The organism is Variovorax sp. Varisp36 (assembly GCF_047304235.1).
In the GTDB taxonomy this organism is placed as follows: Bacteria; Pseudomonadota; Gammaproteobacteria; order Burkholderiales; family Burkholderiaceae_C; genus Variovorax.
The window spans coordinates 43,298-63,941 of the sequence record NZ_JBGLYU010000035.1; the positions used below are offsets into that span (position 1 = coordinate 43,298).

19 protein-coding genes and 1 pseudogene are annotated in these 20,644 nt (G+C 65.2%); 5 read left to right on the forward strand and 15 right to left on the reverse strand.

Going from position 1 to position 20,644, the window contains the following annotated elements; all coding sequences use genetic code 11:
• Window positions 1-40 precede the first annotated feature (40 nt).
• The 4 genes from ACCD11_RS19950 to ACCD11_RS19965 are packed head-to-tail and all read right to left on the reverse strand — an operon-like array spanning window position 41 to window position 3,474.
• Window positions 41-463, reverse strand: a complete 423-nt coding sequence (locus ACCD11_RS19950; protein WP_007828066.1) for a carboxymuconolactone decarboxylase family protein — start codon at window positions 461-463, stop codon at window positions 41-43.
• On the reverse strand, window positions 460-1,671 hold the full coding sequence (gene pcaB, locus ACCD11_RS19955; RefSeq protein WP_413315165.1) for a 3-carboxy-cis,cis-muconate cycloisomerase: 1,212 nt from the start codon (window positions 1,669-1,671) through the stop codon (window positions 460-462). The genes ACCD11_RS19950 and pcaB overlap by 4 nt, the downstream gene beginning before the upstream one ends.
• A gap of 16 nt (window positions 1,672-1,687) precedes the next feature.
• Window positions 1,688-2,521: a shikimate dehydrogenase family protein gene (locus tag ACCD11_RS19960; RefSeq protein WP_413315166.1), complete on the reverse strand. Its 834-nt coding sequence runs from the start codon at window positions 2,519-2,521 to the stop codon at window positions 1,688-1,690.
• Window positions 2,522-2,550: 29 nt separating this feature from the next.
• Window positions 2,551-3,474 carry a shikimate dehydrogenase family protein gene (locus tag ACCD11_RS19965; protein ID WP_413315167.1) on the reverse strand — a complete coding sequence of 308 codons (924 nt, stop codon included), beginning with the start codon at window positions 3,472-3,474 and terminating at the stop codon, window positions 2,551-2,553.
• Window positions 3,475-3,673: 199 nt separating this feature from the next.
• Here ACCD11_RS19965 and ACCD11_RS19970 point away from each other — a divergent pair, with 199 nt between their 5' ends.
• The 5 genes from ACCD11_RS19970 to ACCD11_RS19990 all read left to right on the forward strand — a co-directional run bounded on the left by ACCD11_RS19970 (window position 3,674) and on the right by ACCD11_RS19990 (window position 8,735).
• Window positions 3,674-4,468, forward strand: a complete 795-nt coding sequence (locus tag ACCD11_RS19970; protein ID WP_007828060.1) for an IclR family transcriptional regulator C-terminal domain-containing protein — start codon at window positions 3,674-3,676, stop codon at window positions 4,466-4,468.
• A 72-nt stretch (window positions 4,469-4,540) separates the two neighbouring features.
• The gene (locus ACCD11_RS19975; RefSeq protein ID WP_413315168.1) at window positions 4,541-5,551 is read left to right on the forward strand and encodes a Bug family tripartite tricarboxylate transporter substrate binding protein; all 1,011 of its coding nucleotides are present in this window, start codon (window positions 4,541-4,543) and stop codon (window positions 5,549-5,551) included.
• 25 nt (window positions 5,552-5,576) lie between these two features.
• Complete coding sequence (locus tag ACCD11_RS19980) at window positions 5,577-6,242, forward strand: response regulator (RefSeq protein ID WP_007828058.1); 666 nt, start codon at window positions 5,577-5,579, stop codon at window positions 6,240-6,242.
• 44 nt (window positions 6,243-6,286) lie between these two features.
• Window positions 6,287-7,708, forward strand: a complete 1,422-nt coding sequence (locus ACCD11_RS19985; RefSeq protein ID WP_413315169.1) for a sensor histidine kinase — start codon at window positions 6,287-6,289, stop codon at window positions 7,706-7,708.
• Between the two features lie 19 nt (window positions 7,709-7,727).
• Window positions 7,728-8,735, forward strand: a complete 1,008-nt coding sequence (locus tag ACCD11_RS19990; protein WP_413315179.1) for a Bug family tripartite tricarboxylate transporter substrate binding protein — start codon at window positions 7,728-7,730, stop codon at window positions 8,733-8,735.
• Between the two features lie 16 nt (window positions 8,736-8,751).
• Here ACCD11_RS19990 and ACCD11_RS19995 read toward each other — a convergent pair whose 3' ends face one another.
• From ACCD11_RS19995 to ACCD11_RS20045, 11 genes and pseudogenes are all read right to left on the reverse strand, one after another.
• Window positions 8,752-9,975 carry an ROK family transcriptional regulator gene (locus tag ACCD11_RS19995; RefSeq protein WP_413315170.1) on the reverse strand — a complete coding sequence of 408 codons (1,224 nt, stop codon included), beginning with the start codon at window positions 9,973-9,975 and terminating at the stop codon, window positions 8,752-8,754.
• A complete protein-coding gene (locus ACCD11_RS20000; protein ID WP_007828054.1) occupies window positions 9,968-10,765 on the reverse strand; it encodes an ATP-binding cassette domain-containing protein in 798 nt (265 codons plus the stop codon). Before ACCD11_RS20000 ends, ACCD11_RS19995 begins: the two co-directional genes overlap by 8 nt.
• Window positions 10,765-11,724, reverse strand: a complete 960-nt coding sequence (locus ACCD11_RS20005; RefSeq protein WP_413315171.1) for an ABC transporter permease — start codon at window positions 11,722-11,724, stop codon at window positions 10,765-10,767. The genes ACCD11_RS20000 and ACCD11_RS20005 overlap by 1 nt, the downstream gene beginning before the upstream one ends.
• A 22-nt stretch (window positions 11,725-11,746) precedes the next feature.
• Entirely contained in the window at window positions 11,747-12,757 is a 1,011-nt protein-coding gene (locus ACCD11_RS20010; RefSeq protein WP_413315172.1) for a sugar ABC transporter substrate-binding protein, read from the reverse strand.
• Window positions 12,758-13,054: 297 nt separating this feature from the next.
• Window positions 13,055-13,597: an RHS repeat domain-containing protein gene (locus ACCD11_RS20015; protein WP_413315173.1), complete on the reverse strand. Its 543-nt coding sequence runs from the start codon at window positions 13,595-13,597 to the stop codon at window positions 13,055-13,057.
• A 332-nt stretch (window positions 13,598-13,929) separates the two neighbouring features.
• Window positions 13,930-14,433: a hypothetical protein gene (locus ACCD11_RS20020; protein WP_413315174.1), complete on the reverse strand. Its 504-nt coding sequence runs from the start codon at window positions 14,431-14,433 to the stop codon at window positions 13,930-13,932.
• A gap of 280 nt (window positions 14,434-14,713) precedes the next feature.
• Window positions 14,714-15,352 (reverse strand): annotated as a pseudogene (locus tag ACCD11_RS20025) (RHS repeat-associated core domain-containing protein); the annotation flags it as partial.
• A gap of 79 nt (window positions 15,353-15,431) precedes the next feature.
• Window positions 15,432-15,857 (reverse strand): DUF6896 domain-containing protein, encoded by a 426-nt coding sequence (locus ACCD11_RS20030; protein WP_413315175.1) that lies wholly within the window; start codon window positions 15,855-15,857, stop codon window positions 15,432-15,434.
• A 4-nt stretch (window positions 15,858-15,861) separates the two neighbouring features.
• Complete coding sequence (locus ACCD11_RS20035) at window positions 15,862-16,113, reverse strand: hypothetical protein (protein WP_413315176.1); 252 nt, start codon at window positions 16,111-16,113, stop codon at window positions 15,862-15,864.
• A 107-nt stretch (window positions 16,114-16,220) separates the two neighbouring features.
• Window positions 16,221-16,619: a hypothetical protein gene (locus ACCD11_RS20040; RefSeq protein ID WP_369651452.1), complete on the reverse strand. Its 399-nt coding sequence runs from the start codon at window positions 16,617-16,619 to the stop codon at window positions 16,221-16,223.
• Window positions 16,616-20,644 (reverse strand): RHS repeat-associated core domain-containing protein (locus tag ACCD11_RS20045; protein ID WP_413315177.1); only part of this gene is annotated, 4,029 nt, incomplete at its 5' end. The genes ACCD11_RS20045 and ACCD11_RS20040, both read right to left, overlap by 4 nt.

Genomic DNA, 20,644 nt, shown 5'->3' on the forward strand with positions numbered 1-20,644 from the left:
CTGGCGTCGAACCGGCCTGTCCGCCTGGCGACCGGCGTGCTCACTGGGGCAGCGCAGGCAGCAAGCCCTTCTCGCGCAGGATGCCGGCCGCGATGCCGAAGGCATGGTTGGCCACCGGCACGCCGCAGTAGATGGCGGCCATCATGATCACTTCCTTGATGTCCTCGGGCGTGAGGCGCGACTCGGGCGGCCCGTCGAGCGCGGCGCGCACGTGCATGGCGAATTCTTCGTACGCATGGATGCCCAGCATCATCGACAGCACCATGTAGCGGCGCGTCTTGTCGCCCAGCGCGGGGCGGCCCCAGATGTCGTTCCAGGCGTGGCGCGTGATCAGTTCCTGGAACTCGGCGTTGAAGCCGTTGCGGTTGGCGAGCGACTTGTCGACCCAGGCATCGCCGAGCACGCGGCGGCGGTTGACGAGGCCGGCTTCGTAGCCTTCGGCGGGAGTTTCGGGGGCGGTCATTGCGGGAGTTCCTTGTCGTTGAGCCGGGCCTGCAGCGCCTTCACTTCGGCGAGGGCGGTCTGCCCGGCGTTGTGGGCGAGCGCGGGGTCGAACCATTCGTCGGCCGCGTCGCGCGGGAGTTCGGCGCGCAGCCGGTCGATGTTGGCGCGCATGCGCGCAGCGTCGACCTGCAGGCCGGGCAAGGCGCCCGCCATTGCGCGCACGCTGCCGTGCGCCGACATCAACAGCTGCGGCCATTCGGCCAGCTCGGCCTGCCAGGCGCCGAGCGCGCGCTCGTGCTGTTGCGGCATGGCGCCGAGCAGTGCGGCCACGCGCTGCGGTGCGCGGTGCGCGGCGGCAATGGCGACCATCGAGGCCACCGGGTTGCGCTTGTGCGGCATCGCCGACGAGCCGCCGCGGCCGGGCTCGCTGGGCTCTGCAACTTCGCCGACTTCGTACTGCCCGAGCAGCGCGATGTCGACCGCGATCTTGCCGAGGCTGCCGGTGACAAGGCCCAATTCGCAGCCGAGCGCGACCCATTCGTCGCGCTGCGTGTGCCATGTCGCGCCGGGGTCGCCCAGTCCCAGTTCCTTGGCCATGCGCTGGCGTACGGCCGCGCCCTGCCCCTTCATCTGCGCCAGCGTGCCGACGGCGCCGCCGAGCTGCAGCTGCAGCGCGTGCCTCGCGGCGTCGCGCAGGCGGATGCGGCTGCGCACCAGCGGCGCGGCCCAGCCCGCGCACTTGAAACCGAAGCTGGTGACCGAGGCCGGCTGCATCAGCGTGCGCGCGAGCATCGGCGTTTCGGCGTGCGCGACGGCCAGGCGCAGCAGTGCATCGGCGGCCTTGGCGAGATCGGCTTCGACGAGCGCGACCGCCTCGCGCGTGACCAGCGCCATCGCGCTGTCGATCACGTCCTGGCTGGTGCTGCCGAAGTGCACGAAGGGCGCGGCCTCGGCATTGAAGAGGCCCACGGCTTCGCGCAGCGCCTTCACCAGCGGAATCGCGACGCTGCCCGCGCGCCCGCTCTCGCGCACGATCTTGGCCACGTCGAACAGTTCGACCTTGCAGCTGCTCACGATCGAATGCGCGGCGCTTTCGGGGATCAGCCCTTCGGCCGCCTGCGCACGCGCGAGCGCGGCCTCGAAGCGCAGCATGGCGTCGACGAAGGCGCGGTCGCTGAAGGCGCCGAGCGTTTCGGATGTGGAGAGGAAGCCTTCGAAAATACTCATGGGGCGACCCGGCCTTTCAGTACTTCAGTTGGGCCACGGCGCGCAGCTCTTCCGGCGAGGCTGTGCCGAAGCCGAAGAACTCGAGGTACGCGGGAATCATCTCGAACAGCATGTCGGTGCCGACCTGCACCTGGCAGCCCTTGGCCTTGGCCGCCTGCAGCAGCGGCGTGTACTCGGTCTTCATGACGACCTCGCCGACGAAGGTGTTCGGGTTGATGCGGTCCACGTCGAAGGGCAGCGGATCGCCCTCCTTCATGCCGAGCGGCGTGGCGTTGACGACCACGTCGTAGCCGGCCGGGTCCTTCGAGCCGGTGGCCACCTTCATCTGCGGGTAGTGCTCGCGCAGCCGCGCGGCCAGTGCGCCGGCCGAAGCCTCGCTCATGTCGAACAGCATCAGTTCGGCAGCGCCTGCCGCGGCAATCGACGCCGCAATGGCCGAGCCCACGCCGCCAGTGCCCGACACCAGCACGCGCGTGCCCTTGAAGAGGCGCCCCTTGCGCTCCACGCCGCGCACGAAGCCCGCGCCGTCGAACTGGTCGCCCAGCAGTGTGCCGTCGGGCCGTTTGAGGATCGCGTTGCAGGCGCCCGCGACGCGCGCCGTGGGCGTCACCTCGTCGACCAGCGACATCGTCGTGACCTTGTGCGGCATGGTCACCAGCGCGCCGCGGATGTTGCTGAACCTGAAGATCTGCGGCAGCGAGGCCGCGTAGTCCTCGGGCTTGACGCCCATGGGCACGACCACGGCGTCGATGCCGTGCTTGTCGAACCAGGGGTTGTAGATCATCGGCGCCTTGAAGGCTTCGGTGGGATAGCCGATGTGGGCGATGAGTGTGGTCTTGCCGGAAATCATGTCGTTCGTGTTTCTGTAGGAAGGCGCGGTCAGGCCACGCTGGGGGAGTGGTAGCGCAGCGGCTGCGCGATTTCGGCGTGCATCGCCGGCGGATAGATGATTTCGCGCAGGAAGTTCGAGTCGGCCTGCATCGCGGCGGCCGCGTCCAGATGGCCGAAGTAGCGGAAATAGTGGGGCATCTGCTGGATCAGCATCTCGAAGCCCGCCTGCGCGTTGAGCCCGCGGTCGCGGGCCGCGCGCACCAGCGGCGTGGGCTGGTTGCGCAGAAGAATGTCGAACAGCGTCGCATGGCTTTCCATGCGCGCCACGTCGACCGGCAATGCATCGCCATCGACCAGCCCGAGCTGCGTGGCGTTGATCACGAGGTCGAAGCCTTCGGGTGCGTTGCTGTCCACCGAGGCGACAGTCGCGTCGAAAAACGCATCGAGCTTGGCCGCCACGCCGGCCGCCTTGCCTGCGGCGCTGTCGTAGAACGCGATGTACTCCGCGCCGTTCACCGTGCCGCCCTCGGCCAGCGCCACGCCGATGGCCGCGGCGCTCACGCCCGCGCCGAGGATCAGCACGCGCTTGCCGCGGAACGGGATGTTGCAGTGGTCGAGCGCGCCGATCAGGCCTTCGCCGTCGAACAGGTCGCCTTCGAGCTGGTCGCCCTCGGTGCGGCGCACCACGTTGACCGAGCCGGCCACACGGCCGAAGAGGCCGCAGCCGTCGAGCAGGTCGACCACCAGCGGCTTGTGCGGCGGCGCGATCACCATGCCGCGCAGGTTGCGCGCGAGAAAGGCCGACTTGAAGAACACCGCGAAGTCGCGCACCGGCACCTGCATGGGCAGCAGCACGGCATCGATGCCGAAACGCTCGAAGGCGGCGTTAAACATGCGCGGCAGCCGCACGTTGCGAACCGGGTCGCCGGGAATCAGGTAAGCCTGGGTGCTGCCGCGGATGGAATGGCTCATGTGCTTGCTTCCGTTCGTCAATCGCTCTTTTCGAGACCGGATGCCGAGCTTTATAGTCGCTTCACCGAAGTCCCGCACTTCTTTCACCCGCCAAACGAGCGATCATCGAACTTTAAAGATCGTTTATCGCTCAATTCAAGGGTTTTCACCTGCATTCAATGCAGCTCTCGAACCCTCCCACGAAGGCACACTTCCCGCCATGAGCAAGGACAGCAAGGACGACTCCGCGCCCCCGCCCGGCCTGGACAAGCGCGACTGGATCGCCGGCCTGGAGCGCGGCGTGAGCATCATCGAGGCGTTCGACGACGCCAACCCGCGCCTCACCGCCAGCCAGGCCGGCCAGCGCACGAACATGACCCGCACCGCCGCGCGGCGCTACCTGCTGACCCTGCAGCACATGGGCTACGTAGCGAGCGACGGCAAGCTGTTCTGGCTCACGCCGCGCGTGCTTCGGCTGGGCCAGTCGTACCTGGAGTCGGCGCGGCTGCCGCGCGTGGTGCAGCCCTTCCTGCAGCGGGTGGCCGCCGGCACCAACGAGATCGCCTACCTCAGCGTGATGGACGGCGACGAGGTGGTCTACATCGCGCGCAACGGCCCCAATCGCAGCATGAGCACCGGTTATGTGCTCGGCGCGCGCGTGCCGGCGCAGGTCACGGCCTCGGGCATGCTGATGCTGTCTCTGCGCAGCGATGCCGAGCTGAACGAATGGCTGACGACTCGGCAGCTCACGGTGTTCACCTCGCACACGATTGCGAGCATGGAGCGCATGAAGCTCGAACTCGCCCGCATCCGGGCCCAGGGCTGGGCCCTTTCCGAGCAGCAGCTCGACCTGAACTCGCGCGGCATTGCGGTGCCGCTGCGCGACCGGCACGGCACGCTGGTCGGGGCGCTGAACATCACGATGCCGATGGGGCATGAAAGCTCGGAGGACGCGGTGGCGCGCGTGCTGCCGGTGCTGCGCGAAACGGCGCAGGCGATGCGCAACCTGATCTGACTGACAGCTTTCCGACAGCAACCGTCGGGCACCATGCGCACTTTCAATCCAAAAGCGCTGGAGACAAGCACCATGTCCGACCTCTTCGTTCCCGACGACACCCGCCTGAGCCGCCGCGGCCTGCTGCAAGCCGGCGGCGCCGCGGCCCTCGGAGGCCTGCTCCCCTCCCTGGCCTCGGCGCAGGACACCTGGCCCAGCAAGTCGATCCGCTTCGTCGTGCCCTTCGCGCCGGGCGGCAGTTCGGAGATCGTCGCGCGCTCGACCGCCGCCGAGCTCTCGCGCACGCTGGGCCAGAGCGTGTTCGTCGACAACAAGCCGGGCGCCGCCGGCAACATCGCCATGAGCGAGGTAGCGCGCAGCACCGACCAGCACACGATCATCCTCGGCCACATCGGCACGCTGGCGGTCAATCCGTACATCTTCGCCAAGCTGCCCTACGACGCGAACAAGGACTTCAAGCCCGTGAGCCTGCTGGCCAAGGTGCCCAGCCTCTACGTGGTGCACCCCGACGTGCCGGCGAAAAACCTCAAGGAGTTCATTGCGTATGCCAAGTCGAAGCCCGGCAAGCTCAGCTATGGCTCGGCGGGCAACGGCAGCGCGGGCCACCTGGCTTTCGAGTACCTGAAGATGACGGCCGAGGTGTTCATGCTGCACGTGCCCTACCGCGGCACCGGCCCGATGGTGACCGACCTGCTCTCGGGCCGGCTCGACGCCTCGGCCATCGGCGCGGCGGCGATCATTCCGTTCATCAAGGCGGGCAAGGTGCGCTGCATCGCGACCGGCTCGGCCAAGCGCCTCGCGCAGTTGCCCGACGTGCCGACCGTGGCCGAGCAGGGCTTTCCAGGTTTCGAGATGACGCAGTGGTACGGCATGCTGGCGCCGGCCAACATCGCGCCTGCCAACCTGGCCAAGCTTTCCGCCGAGACGATGAAAGCCGTGAAGTCGCCCGATTCGATGCAGCGGCTGACGGCCGATGCCGCCGAAGCGGTGGGCGGCACGCCCGAGCAGTTCGCACAGTTCATCGCCTCCGAGCAAGCTCGTTGGCAGAAGGTGATTGCAAGGGCAAACATCAAGCCGGATTGAGCCCTGCCGGCCCTAGCATCGGCCCATGCGCATCCTCCTCGCCGAAGACGAACACACCCTGGGCACCTGGCTGTGCAAGGCGCTGGAGCACGCGGGCATCCAGGTCGAATGGGTGGACGACGGGCGCCTGGCCGACCGGGCGCTGCAGCAGCGCGACCACGACGCGCTGGTGCTCGACCTGGGCCTGCCCGGGCTCGACGGGCACACGGTGCTGCAGCGGCTGCGCGAACGCGACCAGCGGCTGCCGGCACTGATCCTCACGGCGCGCGACTCGCTGAATGAGCGTGTCGCCTCGCTCAACGCGGGCGCCGACGACTTCCTCGCCAAGCCCTTCGCGCTGGCCGAGCTCGAAGCGCGGCTGCACGCGCTGGTGCGGCGTGCGCGCGGCATCGAGCATCCGCGTCTGGCCTGCGGCCCGCTGGTGTACGACGGCGCGCGCCGGCACTTCACGCTGAACGGCGAGGCGCTGGCGCTCTCGCCGCGCGAACTGGCCGTGCTGCGCGTGCTGGTGCAGCGCAGCGGCGAGCCACTGTCGAAGCAGCAGATCCTCGAGCGCGTGTTCTCCGACGACGAAGACGTGCACCCCGAGGCGGTCGAGGTTTTCATCTACCGGTTGCGCAAGCGGCTCGACGGCACCGGGGTTCGCATCGTCACGCTGCGCGGACTTGGCTACGTGCTGGAAACAGACTGAATGAAGCTCACTCCCAGTCTTCGAGCACTTCGGGCTGAGTGGACGTGTTGACGCGCCTGCGCAACCGCCTGCGCCGCACCAGCTTGTGGCAGCGGCTCGCGCTGCTGCTGTTCCCCGCCCTGCTGGTGGTAACCGGCCTCGAGCTGTGGATGACCCGGCACGACGCGCTCGCCGCCGCCAACGCGGCCTACGACCGCTCGCTGCTGGGCGCGCTCAAATCCATCGACGCCAACATCTCGACCGCCTCGGGCGGCCTGTCGGTCGAGTTGCCGTACACGATGTTCGAGTTCTTCGAGCTCACGGCGAGCGGGCAGGTGTTCTTTCGCGTGTCCACGTCCGACGGGCTGGTCGAGCTCGGCAGCGCGGACCTGCCCGCGCCGCCCGCCGAACTGGCGATGGGCGTGCCGGCCTTCTACGACGCGGCCTACTTCGGAGAATCGGTACGGCTCGCGGCCTACCGGCGCGACCTCGATCGCGCGCCGGCCGGCAGCACCGGGCGCAGCGTGCTGATCCAGGTGGGCGAGAGCACTCGCTCGCGGCAGGAGTTCAGCGCGCGCTTCGTGCGCAGCGCGGCGCTGCGCGATGCGCTGGTGCTGGCGATACTGCTGTGCGGCACTGCCATTGCGCTGGCGGCGGCGCTGCGGCCGCTGTCACGGCTGGCGCGCGAAGTCCAGGCGCGCACGCCGGACGACCTCACGCGCATTGCGGAAACCGACCTGCCCGCCGAGGTGCGCCCGCTGGTCGCCGCGGTCAACCAGCAGATGTCGCGCACGCAGGAACTCGTCACGCAGCAGCGCCAGTTCCTGGACGATGCCTCGCACCAGCTGCGCACACACCTGACCACGCTGCAGATGCAGGCCGACTACGCGCGGCGCGAGCAGGACCCGGCGCAGGTGCAGGTGGCGCTCGACGCGCTCGGCATCGAGATCGGCCGCGCGACGCGCAGCGCGCAGCAGCTGTTGGCGCTGGGCCGCAGCGACACGGTGTCGGTGGAGCCTGCCGAGTTCGACGTGGCGGCATTGCTGCGCGAGGTGGCGGTCGACCTGCTGCCGCTGGCGCGCGCCAAGCGCATCGACCTGGGCATTCATTCGCCCGTGCCTGAATTCCTTGCCGTGGCGGATCGATCGCTGATGCGCGAGGCGCTGGGCAACCTGGTGGCCAACGCGATCGCTTACACGCCCGCCGAAGGCACGATCACGCTCTTTGCCGCGGGCGACGCGGCGGGCTGGAGCCTCAACGTGGAAGACAACGGCCCCGGTATCGGCGACGAGGAGCGCGCCGCGCTCGGCCAGCGCTTCCGGCGCGGCGCGCGCGCCGGCAAGGGCGGCTTCGGGCTCGGGCTGGCCATTGCGCGCTCCATCGCGCAGCGGCATCGGGGCGAGCTGCGGCTGGAAGCGCGCGAGGCAGGCACGGGGCTGCATGCGATCATCTGGTGGCCCCGCACCCAAGCTGCGGCGGCCACCTGACAAGCCCGCCGCCATGCCCATGCGACCTACCCGCCGCCACGCACTTCGCACGCTGTCCGCGCTGCTGATGCCTTGGGGCGCGGGCGCGAAGGCTACTGCCAACGATCCCTCCGAAGACGCTGCCGACTGTGTGATCCCCGCCAAGGCCGGCGGCGGCTTCGCACTGACCTGCGCGCTCGCGCGCGATGCGCTGCAGGCCGTGCGCCCCACGCGCCCGCCGCTCGCCCAGCGCTACCTGCCGGGCGGCATCGGCGCCGTGGCCTTCGACCGCATCGCCACCGGCCGCCTCGGCGGCCCGGGCACGCTGGTGGCGTTCTCGAGCGGCTCGCTGCTCAACCTTGCGCAGGGCCGCTTCGGGCCGCATTCGCCCTCGGCTGTGCGCTGGATCACGACGCTCGGAACCGACTACGGCGTGATCGCCGTGCATCGCGATTCGCCCTACAAGCGCCTGCAGGACCTCGTCGCGGCGCTGCGGCAGGACCCGTCGCGCATCGCCTTCGGCGCCGGTGGCACGGTCGGCAGCCAGGACTGGGTGAAGGCCGCGCTGCTGGTGCGCGCCGCGGGGCGCGACCACAAGGCCATGCGCTTCGTGTCGTTCGAAGGCGGGGGCGATGCGCTCGGCGCGCTGCAGGGCAAGCATGTCGACGCCTTTCCGGGCGACGCGGCCGAGGCGCTGCAGGCCATTGCCGGCGGCGCGGCCGTGCGCCTGCTTGCCGTGCTGTCGGAGAACCGGCTCGGCGGCGCACTCACCGGGGTGCCGACCGCGCGCGAACAAGGCGTCGATGTGGTGTGGCCCACCGTACGCGGCCTTTACCTGAGCGCGGCCGTGCCGGAATCGGCCGTGCACGCGTGGACCGCGGCGTTTCGCGAGGCGAGCGCGGCGTCCGGCTTCGCTGCCTTGCGCGAGCGGCACGGCCTGTACCCCTTTGCGCTCACCGGCGCCGCGCTCGACGACTACGTGCAGGCGCAGATCAAGAGTTATCGGCGGCTGGCGGACGAACTGGGCCTGCGGCGCTGGCCTTCCTGAACGCCGGGCGGTCCTGTCAGGCCGCCTTCAGGAACACGTCATGGTCGGGCGCGAAATTGGCGTGCAGCGGCAGCATCGCGCCGCCCAGCGCACACGCTTGCGCACCCGCCTTGCCGCCATGCAGCCGAGGCTGCCAGAGGCCTTCCCAGTTGCAGCCGTCCAGCGCGGCACGGGTCTGATCGAGCAGCGCCTGCAGCAGCGCGCGCGACATCGAGCCGTCCACCACCACGTCGGGCAGGTCGAGCATGGCGGTGCCGCTCACGATGGCATGCGCCAGCGCCTGCGAGGCGCTTTCCAGCCAGGCTTGCGTCGTGGCGGCATAGGGCGGCTGAAGGGCGCGGTCGTCATATGCGGCCATGGCGTCGAGGCCCTCGCCGGCCAGGCGCTGCTCCAGCTCCCAGAGCGACGCCTGCGCAACCAGCTGCGGCGGCAGTGCACCGCGGCTGCCCGGAGGCTGCATCGGCAATGAAGCGAGCGCGCCTGCGTTGCCGTGCGCACCAGTGTGCAGGTGCGAGTTGATGACCAGCCCGCCGCCCACGAAGGTGTCGACGAAGATGTACAGGAAGCTCTTCAGGTCGTGCCCTCGCCCGCCGACCAGCTCGGCCACGCAGGCGGCCACCGTGTCGCGCGCGAAGCTCACCGGCACGTCGGTGCGCGCGCGCACCTCGGCCGCCAGGTCCATCTGGTTCCACAGGTCGGACTGCGCCTTCGACAACCCCAGCGTGCGGTGCCAGCCGCCGAGCTGGAACGGCGCGGCCAGCCCCGCGCCCACGTTGCGCGCGGCCAGCGGTCCCAGCCCGTCGCGCAGCCGGTGGATGTGCTGCGCGATGGCGGGCAGCAGCTCGTCCGCATCGGGAAAGTCGTAGCTGATCGCGTGGCGCTCGCGCACCTGCGCGGCGAAGTCGATCAGCAGCCATTCGGCGCCGCGCCGCCCCACCTTGATGCCGATGGCGAAGGCGCCGTCGGGGTTCAGCGCCAGCGGCACCGACGGCTGCCCGATGCGTCCGCGCACGCGGCTCTGCTTGACGATGAGCCCGTCTTCCTCGAGCCGCGCGGTGATGAGCCCGATGGTCTGCGCGCTGAGCCCCGTCAGCCGCGCGAGGTCGGCCTTGGGCAGGCTGCCGTGGACGCGCAGCGCCTGCAGCACCGTGCGCTCGTTGAACTGGCGCATGCCGACCTGGTTGGAGCCGCGGGGCCGCAACAGGTCGGGCGTGCGTGCAGGCACGTCCGCATCAGGCATGCGCCTCCGCGGGCAACTGGTCGGCCGTCATGGCGCCGGTCATCACGGCGACCGTGTCGCTCATGCTGATCTTCTTCGGGTTGAGCACGGCCGCGCGGCGGCCGAGGCGGGCCACGTGGATGCGGTCGGCCACCTCGAACACGTGCGGCATGTTGTGGCTGATGAGCACCACGGGCAGGCCGCGATCGCGCACGCGGCGGATCAGCTCCAGCACCATGTTGCCCTCCTTCACGCCGAGCGCGGCGGTCGGTTCGTCCATGATGACCACGTGCCGCGCGAAGGCCGCGCTGCGCGCCACGGCCACACATTGGCGCTGGCCGCCCGAGAGCGTTTCGACCGCCTGCGTCATCGACTGGATGCCGACCTTCAGGTCGGCCATGCGGGCGGTGCTTTCCTTCAGCATCTGCTTCTTGTCGAGCATGCGCAGCACGTTGCCCAGGAAGCCGGGGCGGCGCAGCTCGCGGCCGAGGAACAGGTTCTCGTAGATGGTCATGGCCGGGGCCACGGCGAGATCTTGATAGACCGTCTCGATGCCGGCGCGGCGCGCATCCAGCGGATTGCGGAAATGCACTGCCTTGCCGTCGAGCAGGATCTGCCCTTCGTCGGGCACCACCGCGCCCGACAGCGCCTTGATGAGCGAGGACTTGCCTGCGCCGTTGTCGCCGATCACCGCGAGGATTTCTCCTTCGCGCAGCTCGAAGTCGACACCGTCGAGCGCCGTGACCTGGCCGTAGCGCTTCACCAGGCCCTTGGCCTGCATCACGATCTTGGGGTTGGCGATGATGTTCATCAGCGGGCTCCCCTGCGCGAGAGTTGGTCGGCCGCTACCGCAAGAATCACGAGCACGCCCGTCACCAGCACCTGGTAGATCGACGACACGCCCATCAGCGTGAGCCCGTTGCGGAACACGCCCACGATCAGCACGCCGATCAGCGAGCCCAGCACGATGCCGCGCCCACCGAACAGGCTGGTGCCACCGAGCACCACGGCCGTGATGGCGTCGAGGTTCTCGGTCTGCCCCGCGTTCGGGTCGCCCACGCCGGTGCGCGCCACCGACAGCAGCGAGGCAACGCCGTACAGCACGCCCGCCGCGACGTACACGCCCAGCAGCACGCGCTGCGTCGGAATGCCGACCAGCCGCGTGGCCTCGGCGTTGTTGCCCACCGCATAGATGTGCCGGCCGGCTCCCGTCTCGCGCAGCACGAACCACGCGAGCAGGTACAGCACGAGCATCAGCACCGAACCCCATGCCACTTCGGCATTGCCGATGGCGAAGGTGGTGCCCAGGCCCGTGAGGCCGCCGGGCAAATCAGTGATGGTCTGCGACGACGAATACAGCTGCGTGATCGCAAAGGCGATGTTCAGCGTGCCCAGCGTCACGATGAAAGGCGGCAGCTTGATGCGTGTGACCAGCAGCCCGTTGAGCAGGCCGAACAGCGTCGTCACGCCGATGCCGCAAAGGATGGCCACCGGTGCGGGCATGCCCAGTTCGGTCGCGAACTTGCTCATGATGATCCCGCCCAGCGCCATCACCATGCCGCACGACAGGTCGATGCCCGCCGTGAGGATGATCAGCGTCTGGCCGATGGCGATCACGCCGACCACCATCACCTGCTGCAGGATCAGCGAGAGATTGCCGCCGGTGAGAAAGCGATCCGACTGGGTCGCAAAGAAGATGCACGCGCCGAGAAGAGCCAGCCACGGCCCGAGGGCGCCCCACGGAATGTGGTGCGTTGGAGACTTCACCATGGCTTCGTCCTGATGCTTCCGATTACTTCTTGCCCCAGCACAGCTCGGTGCCGGTCTTGGTGTCCTTGCTGTCGACGCCGGCCACGCTCTTGCCGGCGATCAGCGTGACACCCGTGTCGACGTAGCCCGAGGCCTTCTTGCCCGTCTTGGCGAACTCCACGCCCGCGGCCACGCCCATGGCGGCCATCTTCAGCGGGTACTGCTGCGAGGTCGCGGCGATGATGCCGGCGGCCGTGTCCTTGATGCCCTGGCAGCCGCCGTCGACCGAGACGATCATCACGCCCTTCTCCTTGCCAGCGCGCTTCAGCGCGTTGTACGCACCGGCCGCGGCGGGCTCGTTGATGGTGTAGACCAGGTTCACGTCAGGTGCCTTCTGCAGGCAGTTTTCCATCACCGTCTGCGCCTTGGCCTGGTCACCGTAGCTGTCGGCCATGCAGACGATCTCGGGCGTCTTCGACAGCTCGTTCGACTTGGCGTCGTTGGCGGCAAGCCCGAAGCCCTTCATGAAGCCGTTGTGGCGCTGCGCGCCCACCGGGTGGCCCGGCAGCAGGTCGAGCGCGATGATCTTCGCGGGCTTGCCGGCCATCGCGGCCTTGGCGTATTCGCCGATCAGCACGCCGGCGGTGTAGTTGTTGGTGGCGAAGAGCGCGTCGGTCGCATCCGGCGGATCGGCCGGGCTGTCGAGCGCGATCACCATCACACCCTTGTCGCGCGCCTTCTTGATCGCGGGCACGATCGCCTTGGCGTCGCTCGGCGTGATGAGGATGGTCTTGGCACCGGCGGCGATCATGTTCTCCATCGCCGTGATCTGGCCCGCGTTGTCGCCGTCGGCCTTGCCAGCGCCCGAGAGCAGCTTGGCGCCGAGCTTCTTGGCCTCTTCCTGCGCGCCTTCCTTCATCTTGACGAAGAAGGGGTTGGTTTCGGTCTTGGTGACGAGGCCGATGACGGGCTGGTCGGCGGCGAAGGCGGTGGATGCGGCCACTGCGGTGAGGGACATGGCCGCCATGGCCAGGATAGAGCGGGTGCTGAACATGGTTTGTCTCCGTGGGCAGGCGGCGAAGCGCCTGCGGTCTTGTGGAACCGGATCGCTCGGGCCTTGAGGGCTCGGTGTCCGGGCGCAGGGAGACTATCGGCCAGCAGAGGGACTAAATCAAGTGGATTTAGTTATCGAAAACCCGGGGTTGCGGCGAGGGGGGCGGGACGGTTCGGATCAGGGCGAAGACCCGTTCTCGAAGTGCATGTGCTCCTGGGCGGCACTCGGAAATCTGGCGATGAATTCCGGCGTCATATCCCTTGCCGGTTGCGGCTTGTGATGACCACGCTGGCCAGCCTATTCATAGACTGAAATACCGACCGGATATCTCGTCAGAACCCCTGTCAGGCCACCTCCTTCGATCCACTGTTGAATTCCGCCGATCTCTGACCCTAGGGGGGTGTCCGGGTGGTCGCACTGGTAGAACGCCATCTCCTTCCTGTCGAACGCCCGCGGTACCTGCCTTTGCTCGCCGTTCCACAGCGGATCCTGTTCGATGTCGTAGACGCCTCCGTTGGCCTCGATCAGCGCCATCGCGCTCGCCCAGCGCACCTGCACCGGCGGCACGAACGAGTTCGGCTCATGGATGTAGTGCACGCTCCAGCCGTGCTCGCCGCCCTCCTCGATCGCCAAGGTGCTCTGCGTGCTCTCGAACGCGAGCACGTCGCCGTCCCAGCCGAACAGCGTCGTGGTGTCGCCCGAACTCTTGGACAGACGCCGCCCCAGCGCGTCGTAGCTGAAGGTAGTGGGGATGCCGCTGTGGTCGGTCGCCGCCGTCATGCGGTTGAAGCCATCCCACGCGAAGACGGTTCGCCAGCCGTTGCGCACCCGCTCGGTCATGTTGCCGCGTTCGTCGTAGCGGTAGCCTGGGTAGGCGTAATTCCTCAGGAGGTTATCTAAAAACGGCTATGCCCGCGGCCGCACAGTTCTGCGCCGAATTCTAGATATTCAACCTCAAAATTCCAATACAAACCTGGCGCAGACGCTACATCCGCAGTCAAAATACGCGCAAACTCAATCACTTCCTTTCTGCACTCAACAGCATCTTTTAGAAAAATTAAATCAGCATTCAAATTTTCGCAAGACCAATCACAATTCGATTCGAAACCACTTACCTCTCAAGACCCTCGGCTTTTACTAGTCAACGAGCGCCAAAAAATCCCCGCAAGCACTTAACTCCAAGGCACCTTCTCTTCATCCACAAAAAGCCACTGATAGAGAGGTTTTGAGTATTTTTTCGCTTGAGGAACAAGCATATTCAGAGTGTTAGCATCGAGCAGAGACACACCATGAGATTCAACCACATCAATCAATTCAAGCTCAGCTTCATCATGAGTGAATTCTCGCAAAATAGGCTTAGATGTCGAGCCATCCAAATGCATTCGAGCCAAAAAAGCAAAAGGCGCAATCATTGAAACCCTGAAAAGAAAATCATTGCTTGACAAAAAAGATAAAATATAACCAAAACTCACGTCATAATTCTCATCGGTATCCTCTTTCACAGAAAATTCCTTGCAAACCTCATCCATCATTTGCTGATAAGGTTTCTTTTTAATCTCGTCCAACACAAAAGAATAATCAGGAGTCTCGAGACTTCCGAATTTCCCTTCCAATACCTTAATCCATTTTTTTCCACATTTTCCTCTATGGTGTTTCGGGGCCGGCAGGGTGTCCATGAATTTTTCCTTTAGAGTCTTGATGAACTCTTACTTTGCTCGGGGTTCCTCCTTTGGGCCCCTCGCCAATTGGAGTTCCAAACTCGTAGTCCTTCACTCCGGGTCTACCCGGCACTTGCGTTCCATTCGCCCACGCCTCACCTGTGTATTTGATAGCAGCATTCCAATCGCAAAAACAAGATGTCGGCTTTCCGGCATTCACCCGGTTGTCGTATTGGGGCGTCCCCTTCACATGGCCGGCTTGTTTCTGCAATGAGATATGGGGCGGCACGCGAGGCTGTAACCCCAAGGGATCAATCCATTCAGTGGTGTTCAGCGCGTAAGCATGCAGGTTTATCCCGCCAGCCAAAGCGATTGGATCACTTGACACAAACCGCCCCGCTCGGGGGTCGTAGTACCGATGCCGGTTGTAGTGCAACCCCGTCAGTCGGCCTACCGGGTCATACCGGAAGTCGTAGCGGCTGCCGTTCTCGTTGTGCAGTTCGGTCAGGCGGCCCAGCAAGTCCCAGTAGTACTTGAGCGACCGGCCCGCGGCATCGGTGCGGCCGGCGATCAGGCCGGCGCGCGTGTAGCTGTAGCGCGTGGCGCGCCCCAGTGCGTCGAATAGGCGAGCGCCTTGACGCCGCCCTTCGCATCGGTGATGCGCACGGGGCCTGCCGGCCTTGTCGTAGGCGTACTCGGTCTTGTGGCCCAGCGGGTCGATCTCTTCCGTGAGATGGCCCTGCGCGTCGTAGTCGCGCTTCCACACGCCGCCCTCTGCGTCGAGGATGCCCGTCAGCCGATGCTGCCTGTCGTATTCGAAATGCACGCGGCTGCCGTCTGCGCGCGTGTGCGTCTGAAGGTTGCCGTCTTCGTCGTAGGTGTAGTCGTCGGTGTGCACATGGCGGGTGATGTTCTTCGCCTCGTCGCGGAAGAACCACACACAATCCAATCAATTGATTTCATCTCATCAAAGATCATCAAACAATTCACAACCTGGAAACACCACTTCTTTCTCATCAGAAAATCAATTCCCATGCTAGCGGCATATTTGCGATTCTTTTTAAAACTCTCTTTTTTTCCAAAATTTTCAAACCATTTTCAAGCAACGAGTACAGCCCCTCAATCTCGTCGCCGGATTTCCTCTTCAACGAGGCAAGATACTGAGTTAATCGATGAGCATCGATTGCTCGTGAAGTCTTACAGAAGTGGTTGTGCGCGCCTATTACATCACCGCGCTCACTTTCAAAGCTATATCCAAGGCCATGCTTTTTGTAAGTCCAACTCTCGCCATCGATCGTCAGCACTCCTGATTTAGGAAAATCAGCAAGCAACTTGAAGTCGATCAAATCGGGGTTTTGTACAAAAAATTCTTGGAGAAGCCTCCTTTGTATGGAGTCGACCTCAACTGCAGCCTGCAAAATCTCCTCTGGCGATATAAGCATCTATTCATCCTTTCGGTCCGAGCCATTGCAGCCTGAGTCTTTTAGTGTCTGGACCTCTTCTGGCGACTTCCTTCGCGAAGGCCTCCGGCGTTCTCTGCGGCTGCCCGTTCCATAGCGGGTCCTGCTCGATGTCGTAGCGCCCGCCATTGGCCGCGATCAGCGCCTTCACGTCGATGGTCTGGCTCAATGCCACCGCCTGCGCTTGCCGGATCTGCACCAGTGGCACGAAGGCGCCGGGCTCGTGGATGTAGTGCACGCTGTCGCCGCGCCAGGCCTGCAGCTCCTGGTGACGTCGTGCTCGGATCGCTTGGCGATGCGCCGGCGCAGCGCGCCGTAGTATTACATTCAGATTTAAATTCGAAACTATTTTTTATTTTTTAAATTGTAGCGTGCTGCTTGTGCTACATCTTCTGCAAAATCCTTTGAAAGTCTCTCTAGTATGTGGATGGGGGTTTTTGCATTAATTGCAATTCTTTCGCGAACAAGATAATTTTCATCTCTAGACAATATATCAAACAACTCCGGAGATAACTTTCTTTTGTCTGCCACAAATGAATTTACTTCGGGATGATTTTTGACCAAGTATTCAAGTATTTCAAGAGGAATGGTTTTATTGTGTGCGACCCATTGCCTGAGTTCGGGGTAATTTTCTATTACATCGATCCAAACCTCAACTGGTGCCTCTTCGTGAGCGGCGCGGTCATATTCTTCTTTTGTAGAGCTTAATCTCAGTCTTGCGAATTCTTCTGCAGACTCAATCATTGAACATCCTTGCACTTCATATTTTTGAGGTCAACGTTCTTTCCGGTTTCACTCTTATGTTTGCTCATAAAGTCGCCATACCGGTCCGCATCAGCTCTCCAAGAACCATCACTGTTGTAAACTTTCCAGGCACTTCCACCATGTCCTGTTTGATCCGGCGACCACCACTGCCTGGTTTTGGGATCATGGAAATATTTCACTCTGCCAACACCGGGGACATGACCATCGCAAAGTCTGTCGTAGCGATTTACTTCCCACGGTCTTCTGCATTCGGAGCATTTGGGGTTTTGATTGGGCTTTGATGACTCCGGTTTTCGGCCTGCGCCGCTTGTACGATTTAATCCAAGCGGGTCAATCCATTCAGTGGGATTTGGAGCATATTGCTGAAGGTGGATCCCGCCAAGCAATCCAATCGGATCATTGGATATAAATCGCCCACCCACGGGATCGTAGTATCGATACCGGTTGTAGTGCAGCCCCGTCTCTTCGTCAAAGTACTGCCCCTGGAACCGGATCGGATTCCTGAACCCGGCCTTCCGCCCCGCCTCGCTGATCGCCTGCCTGGCTTCGCCCCAGGCCTTGTAGCTGGCCGACCAGGCGATGCGTCCCTCGTGGTCCGTCAACTCCTGCGGCGTGCCCAGGTGGTCGCACTGGTAGAACGCGATCTCTTCCTTCGCGAATGGGTCGGGCGTGTTGAGCTGCTCCCCGTTCCACAGCGGATCCTGCTCGATGTCGTAGCGCCCGCCATTGGCCGCGATCAGCGCCTTCACGTCGATGGTCTGGCTCAATGCCACCGCCTGCGCTTGCCGGATCTGCACCAGTGGCACGAAGGCGCCGGGCTCGTGGATGTAGTGCACGCTGTCGCCGCGCCAGGCTTGATGCTCCTGCTGGCCCTCGGTGCTCTGTGTGCTCTCGAAGGCCAGCGTGTCGCCGTCCCAGCCGAACAGGGTCGTCGCGTGTGAGCTTCGCTTGGCGATGCGCCGGCCCAGCGCGTCGTAGCTGAAGCTCGCGGTCTCGCCGAAGGTCTCGGCGCTGCGCATGCGGTTGAAGCCGTCCCACGTGAACACGGTCTTCTCGCCGTTCCAGGTCCGCTCGACCAGGTTGCCCCGCTCGTCCCATGTGTAGTGGGTCCCCGCATAGTCCTTGAGCAGGTTGTCCATCAGCCGCCCGGCCATGCTGCGGCCTTGGTCGTCGAGGCGAACGGCGACGCGGGTGGTAATGCGGCCTGCTGCCTGCGCGTTGGCATCGACATCGGAAGGGTTGCCGATATTCCCCGCCGGATCGAAGGCGAAGGTCTCTCGCCCGACGCGGCTGTTGGCTTCCAGCAGGCGACCCACCGGGTCGTAGCGGTAGTTCAGGTTGCCGCGACGGCTGTCGCCGATGGCCCCCAACTGGCCAGCCTTGTCGTAGCTATAGCGGCGCTGGATGCCGGTGGTCGATTCGATGGCGCCGGGCCGGGTGCGCGAGATGTGCTGTTCGAGCAGCCGCCCTGCCGGGTCGTACTTCTGCCGCTGGCTCAGGCCATTGCCTTGCTCGCGTGCGATCTCCCGGTGCAGGTCGTCGCGCTCGAAGCCCAGGATGTCCTGGCCGTCGATCATCAGGCCGTGCACGTGGCCGGAGCCATAGGTCAGCCACTGGGTGACATGCCCGTCGGGCCGCACGGTGGCGATGCGATGGTTGAGTTCGTCGTAGCGGTGCTGCCAGACTGCCGTGCGCTTGCGCTTCAGGTAGTGGTGATGTTCGCGCGTCAGGTTGCCGGCTGGGTCGTAGAACCACTGCAGGCGTGCATCGCTGTTGGTCGCCTCGAGCAGGCGGCCGTTGCGGTCGTAGGCGAAGCGTTCGGACTGCCCGCCAGCGCGGCGTTCGCTCAGGCGGCCGAGAGGATCGAATTCGAGTTCGGTGCGGTGGCCCGCCTCGATCACTTCGGCGAGCACGCCCGTGGTCTCTTCGTGGACGTACTGCGTGGCCTTGCGGTCGAAGCCGGTTTCTTCGAGCAGTCGGCCTACGGGGTCGTAGCGGAAGTCGTACCGGCTGCCGTTCTCGTTGTGCAGTTCGGTCAGGCGACCCAGCAGGTCCCAGTGGTACTTGAGCGAGCGGCCAGCGGCATCGGTGCGGCCGGAGATCAGGCCGGCGCGCGTGTAGCTGTAGCGCGTGGCGCGCCCCAGTGCGTCGGTGTGCACGAGCAGCCGGCCTTCGGCGTCGTGCTCGAAATGCTCGCTCGTCCTGTCGGGCTGTTCGATCTCCTCCAGCTGGCCGGCTGCGTAGCGATAGCTGGTGGCGTTGCCTGCGGCATCGGTGGCCTTGACCAGGCGGCCGCGCTCGTCGTATTCCCAGCGGCTGGTCTTGGCGGAACAGTCGGTGTAGCTCAGCAACTGGCCCGATGGCGAGTAGACGAGCGCCTTGACGCCGCCCTTGGCATCGGTGATGCGCACGGGCCTGCCGGCCTTGTCGTACGCGTACTCGGTCTTGTGCCCCAGCGGATCGATCTCTTCCGTGAGGTGGCCTTGCGCGTCGTAGTCTCGCTTCCACACGCCGCCTTCTGCATCGCGGATGCCCGTGAGTCGATTGAGCCTGTCGTACTCGTAGTGCACACGGCTGCCATCCGCGCGCGTGTGCGTCTGCAGGTTGCCGTCTTCGTCGTAGGTGTAGTCGTCGGTCGTGCCGTCGGTGTGCACGTGACGCGTGACGTTCTTCGCGTCATCGCGGAAGAACCACTCCTGTAGCCCGTCCGGATGGATGATGCGGTAGGTGTAGCCCTGGATGTCGTAGTAGTGCCAGGTCTCGCCGCCCAAGGCATCGGTCACGTAGGTCAGGCGGATGTTCCTGTCCCACTCCAGCTTCAGCGCGAAGCTGCCGTCGTCGGACCACTCGCGCACGGCCTTGGCGTCGGGGCCCGTGCCGTCGTACTCCAGGTTCATGCCCCGGCCGGTGCGGTCGGTGTAGCGGGTCACGAGATGGTGCGTGTAGCTGTAGCTCCAGCTCGCACCATCTTCGTCTTGCGCGGCGACGAGGTCGTGCTCGGCATCGTGCGTATAAGCCGCTAGCTGGCGCACGACCTGGCCATCCTTGAGCTCCCACAGCGACTGGATGAGCCCGGTCTGCGCATCAGGCTTCGTGCCCACATGCGCCATGACGGCCTCGCCGTGCTTGCTGATGACGTCGCTGAGCACGCGCTCGCCCGTCGCTGCAATGACGTGGTCGTAGCGCAGGCCGATGGACATGCCGTCCCTGGCCTGCTGCGCGACGAGCCTGAAGTGGGGCTGCCTGCTGTCGACGTACTCGTAGATCTCGCGCCACTCGCTGGGCTCGCCTTCGGGCAGCGGCTTGCCGAAGTCCAGCACCAGCAGGCTCTCGCTCAGGCGCGAGACGCGGACTTCCTCGATCGGGTCGAAGTAGGCCTGGCCTACGGCCAGCACCGGGTAGGCGTGGCTGCGGCCGTCGGCCGCGTGGTGCACGAGGCTGGGCTGCCCCTGGCGTGCGCCGCGTGTCGGCGTGGTGATGTCCACGCGCATGCTGTAGGGAGTGATCCAGCGTGCGCCCAGGCTGCCGCGGTCGAAGGCGTCGAGGTCGCTGGCGTAGGTGCGCGCCCATTCGATCGGCAGCGGCGCTGCGAGAACGAAGTCGGTGTGGGTGAAGCTTTCGTTGCCGGTGCTCAGGCTGATGGAAGAGCCGATGCGTGCCGGCGCAGGGCAGTTCTTGCAGCCTGCGGTCCCTTGTGCATCGGCTTGCTTGTTGATGTGACCGAGCTGCGTTCCGGGATTTTCCTTTTCTGCCTTGGCTCCCGCCTGCGGAGCCACGATCGCCGCGCGCTGGCCTTTCTTCTTCAGCAGCGCATCCCGCAGCTTGTGCAGCAGCCACATGATGCTGGCCTGCGCCTCCTTGTCCGCCAGCTTCGACAGCTGCCCCCTCAGCAGCCGCTTGAAGTCCAGCATCTGCGTGATCACGCCGTTGACCCGGCCCGCGATCCCATCGGGCAGCTGGCTTGCCGCCGCCTTGGCCACATAGTTCGCCGACTGCTTCGAGTA

Excerpts from the sequence above, each read along its gene's own strand:
- ACCD11_RS19950 (WP_007828066.1), bottom strand. The coding sequence starts at position 463 with ATGACCGCCCCCGAAACTCCCGCCGAAGGCTACGAAGCCGGCCTCGTC.
- pcaB (WP_413315165.1), bottom strand. The coding sequence starts at position 1,671 with ATGAGTATTTTCGAAGGCTTCCTCTCCACATCCGAAACGCTCGGCGCC.
- ACCD11_RS19960 (WP_413315166.1), bottom strand. The coding sequence starts at position 2,521 with ATGATTTCCGGCAAGACCACACTCATCGCCCACATCGGCTATCCCACC.
- ACCD11_RS19965 (WP_413315167.1), bottom strand. The coding sequence starts at position 3,474 with ATGAGCCATTCCATCCGCGGCAGCACCCAGGCTTACCTGATTCCCGGC.
- ACCD11_RS19970 (WP_007828060.1), top strand. The coding sequence starts at position 3,674 with ATGAGCAAGGACAGCAAGGACGACTCCGCGCCCCCGCCCGGCCTGGAC.
- ACCD11_RS19975 (WP_413315168.1), top strand. The coding sequence starts at position 4,541 with ATGTCCGACCTCTTCGTTCCCGACGACACCCGCCTGAGCCGCCGCGGC.
- ACCD11_RS19980 (WP_007828058.1), top strand. The coding sequence starts at position 5,577 with ATGCGCATCCTCCTCGCCGAAGACGAACACACCCTGGGCACCTGGCTG.
- ACCD11_RS19990 (WP_413315179.1), top strand. The coding sequence starts at position 7,728 with ATGCGACCTACCCGCCGCCACGCACTTCGCACGCTGTCCGCGCTGCTG.
- ACCD11_RS19995 (WP_413315170.1), bottom strand. The coding sequence starts at position 9,975 with ATGCCTGATGCGGACGTGCCTGCACGCACGCCCGACCTGTTGCGGCCC.
- ACCD11_RS20000 (WP_007828054.1), bottom strand. The coding sequence starts at position 10,765 with ATGAACATCATCGCCAACCCCAAGATCGTGATGCAGGCCAAGGGCCTG.
- ACCD11_RS20005 (WP_413315171.1), bottom strand. The coding sequence starts at position 11,724 with ATGGTGAAGTCTCCAACGCACCACATTCCGTGGGGCGCCCTCGGGCCG.
- ACCD11_RS20010 (WP_413315172.1), bottom strand. The coding sequence starts at position 12,757 with ATGTTCAGCACCCGCTCTATCCTGGCCATGGCGGCCATGTCCCTCACC.
- ACCD11_RS20015 (WP_413315173.1), bottom strand. The coding sequence starts at position 13,597 with ATGACCGAGCGGGTGCGCAACGGCTGGCGAACCGTCTTCGCGTGGGAT.
- ACCD11_RS20020 (WP_413315174.1), bottom strand. The coding sequence starts at position 14,433 with ATGGACACCCTGCCGGCCCCGAAACACCATAGAGGAAAATGTGGAAAA.
- ACCD11_RS20030 (WP_413315175.1), bottom strand. The coding sequence starts at position 15,857 with ATGCTTATATCGCCAGAGGAGATTTTGCAGGCTGCAGTTGAGGTCGAC.
- ACCD11_RS20040 (WP_369651452.1), bottom strand. The coding sequence starts at position 16,619 with ATGATTGAGTCTGCAGAAGAATTCGCAAGACTGAGATTAAGCTCTACA.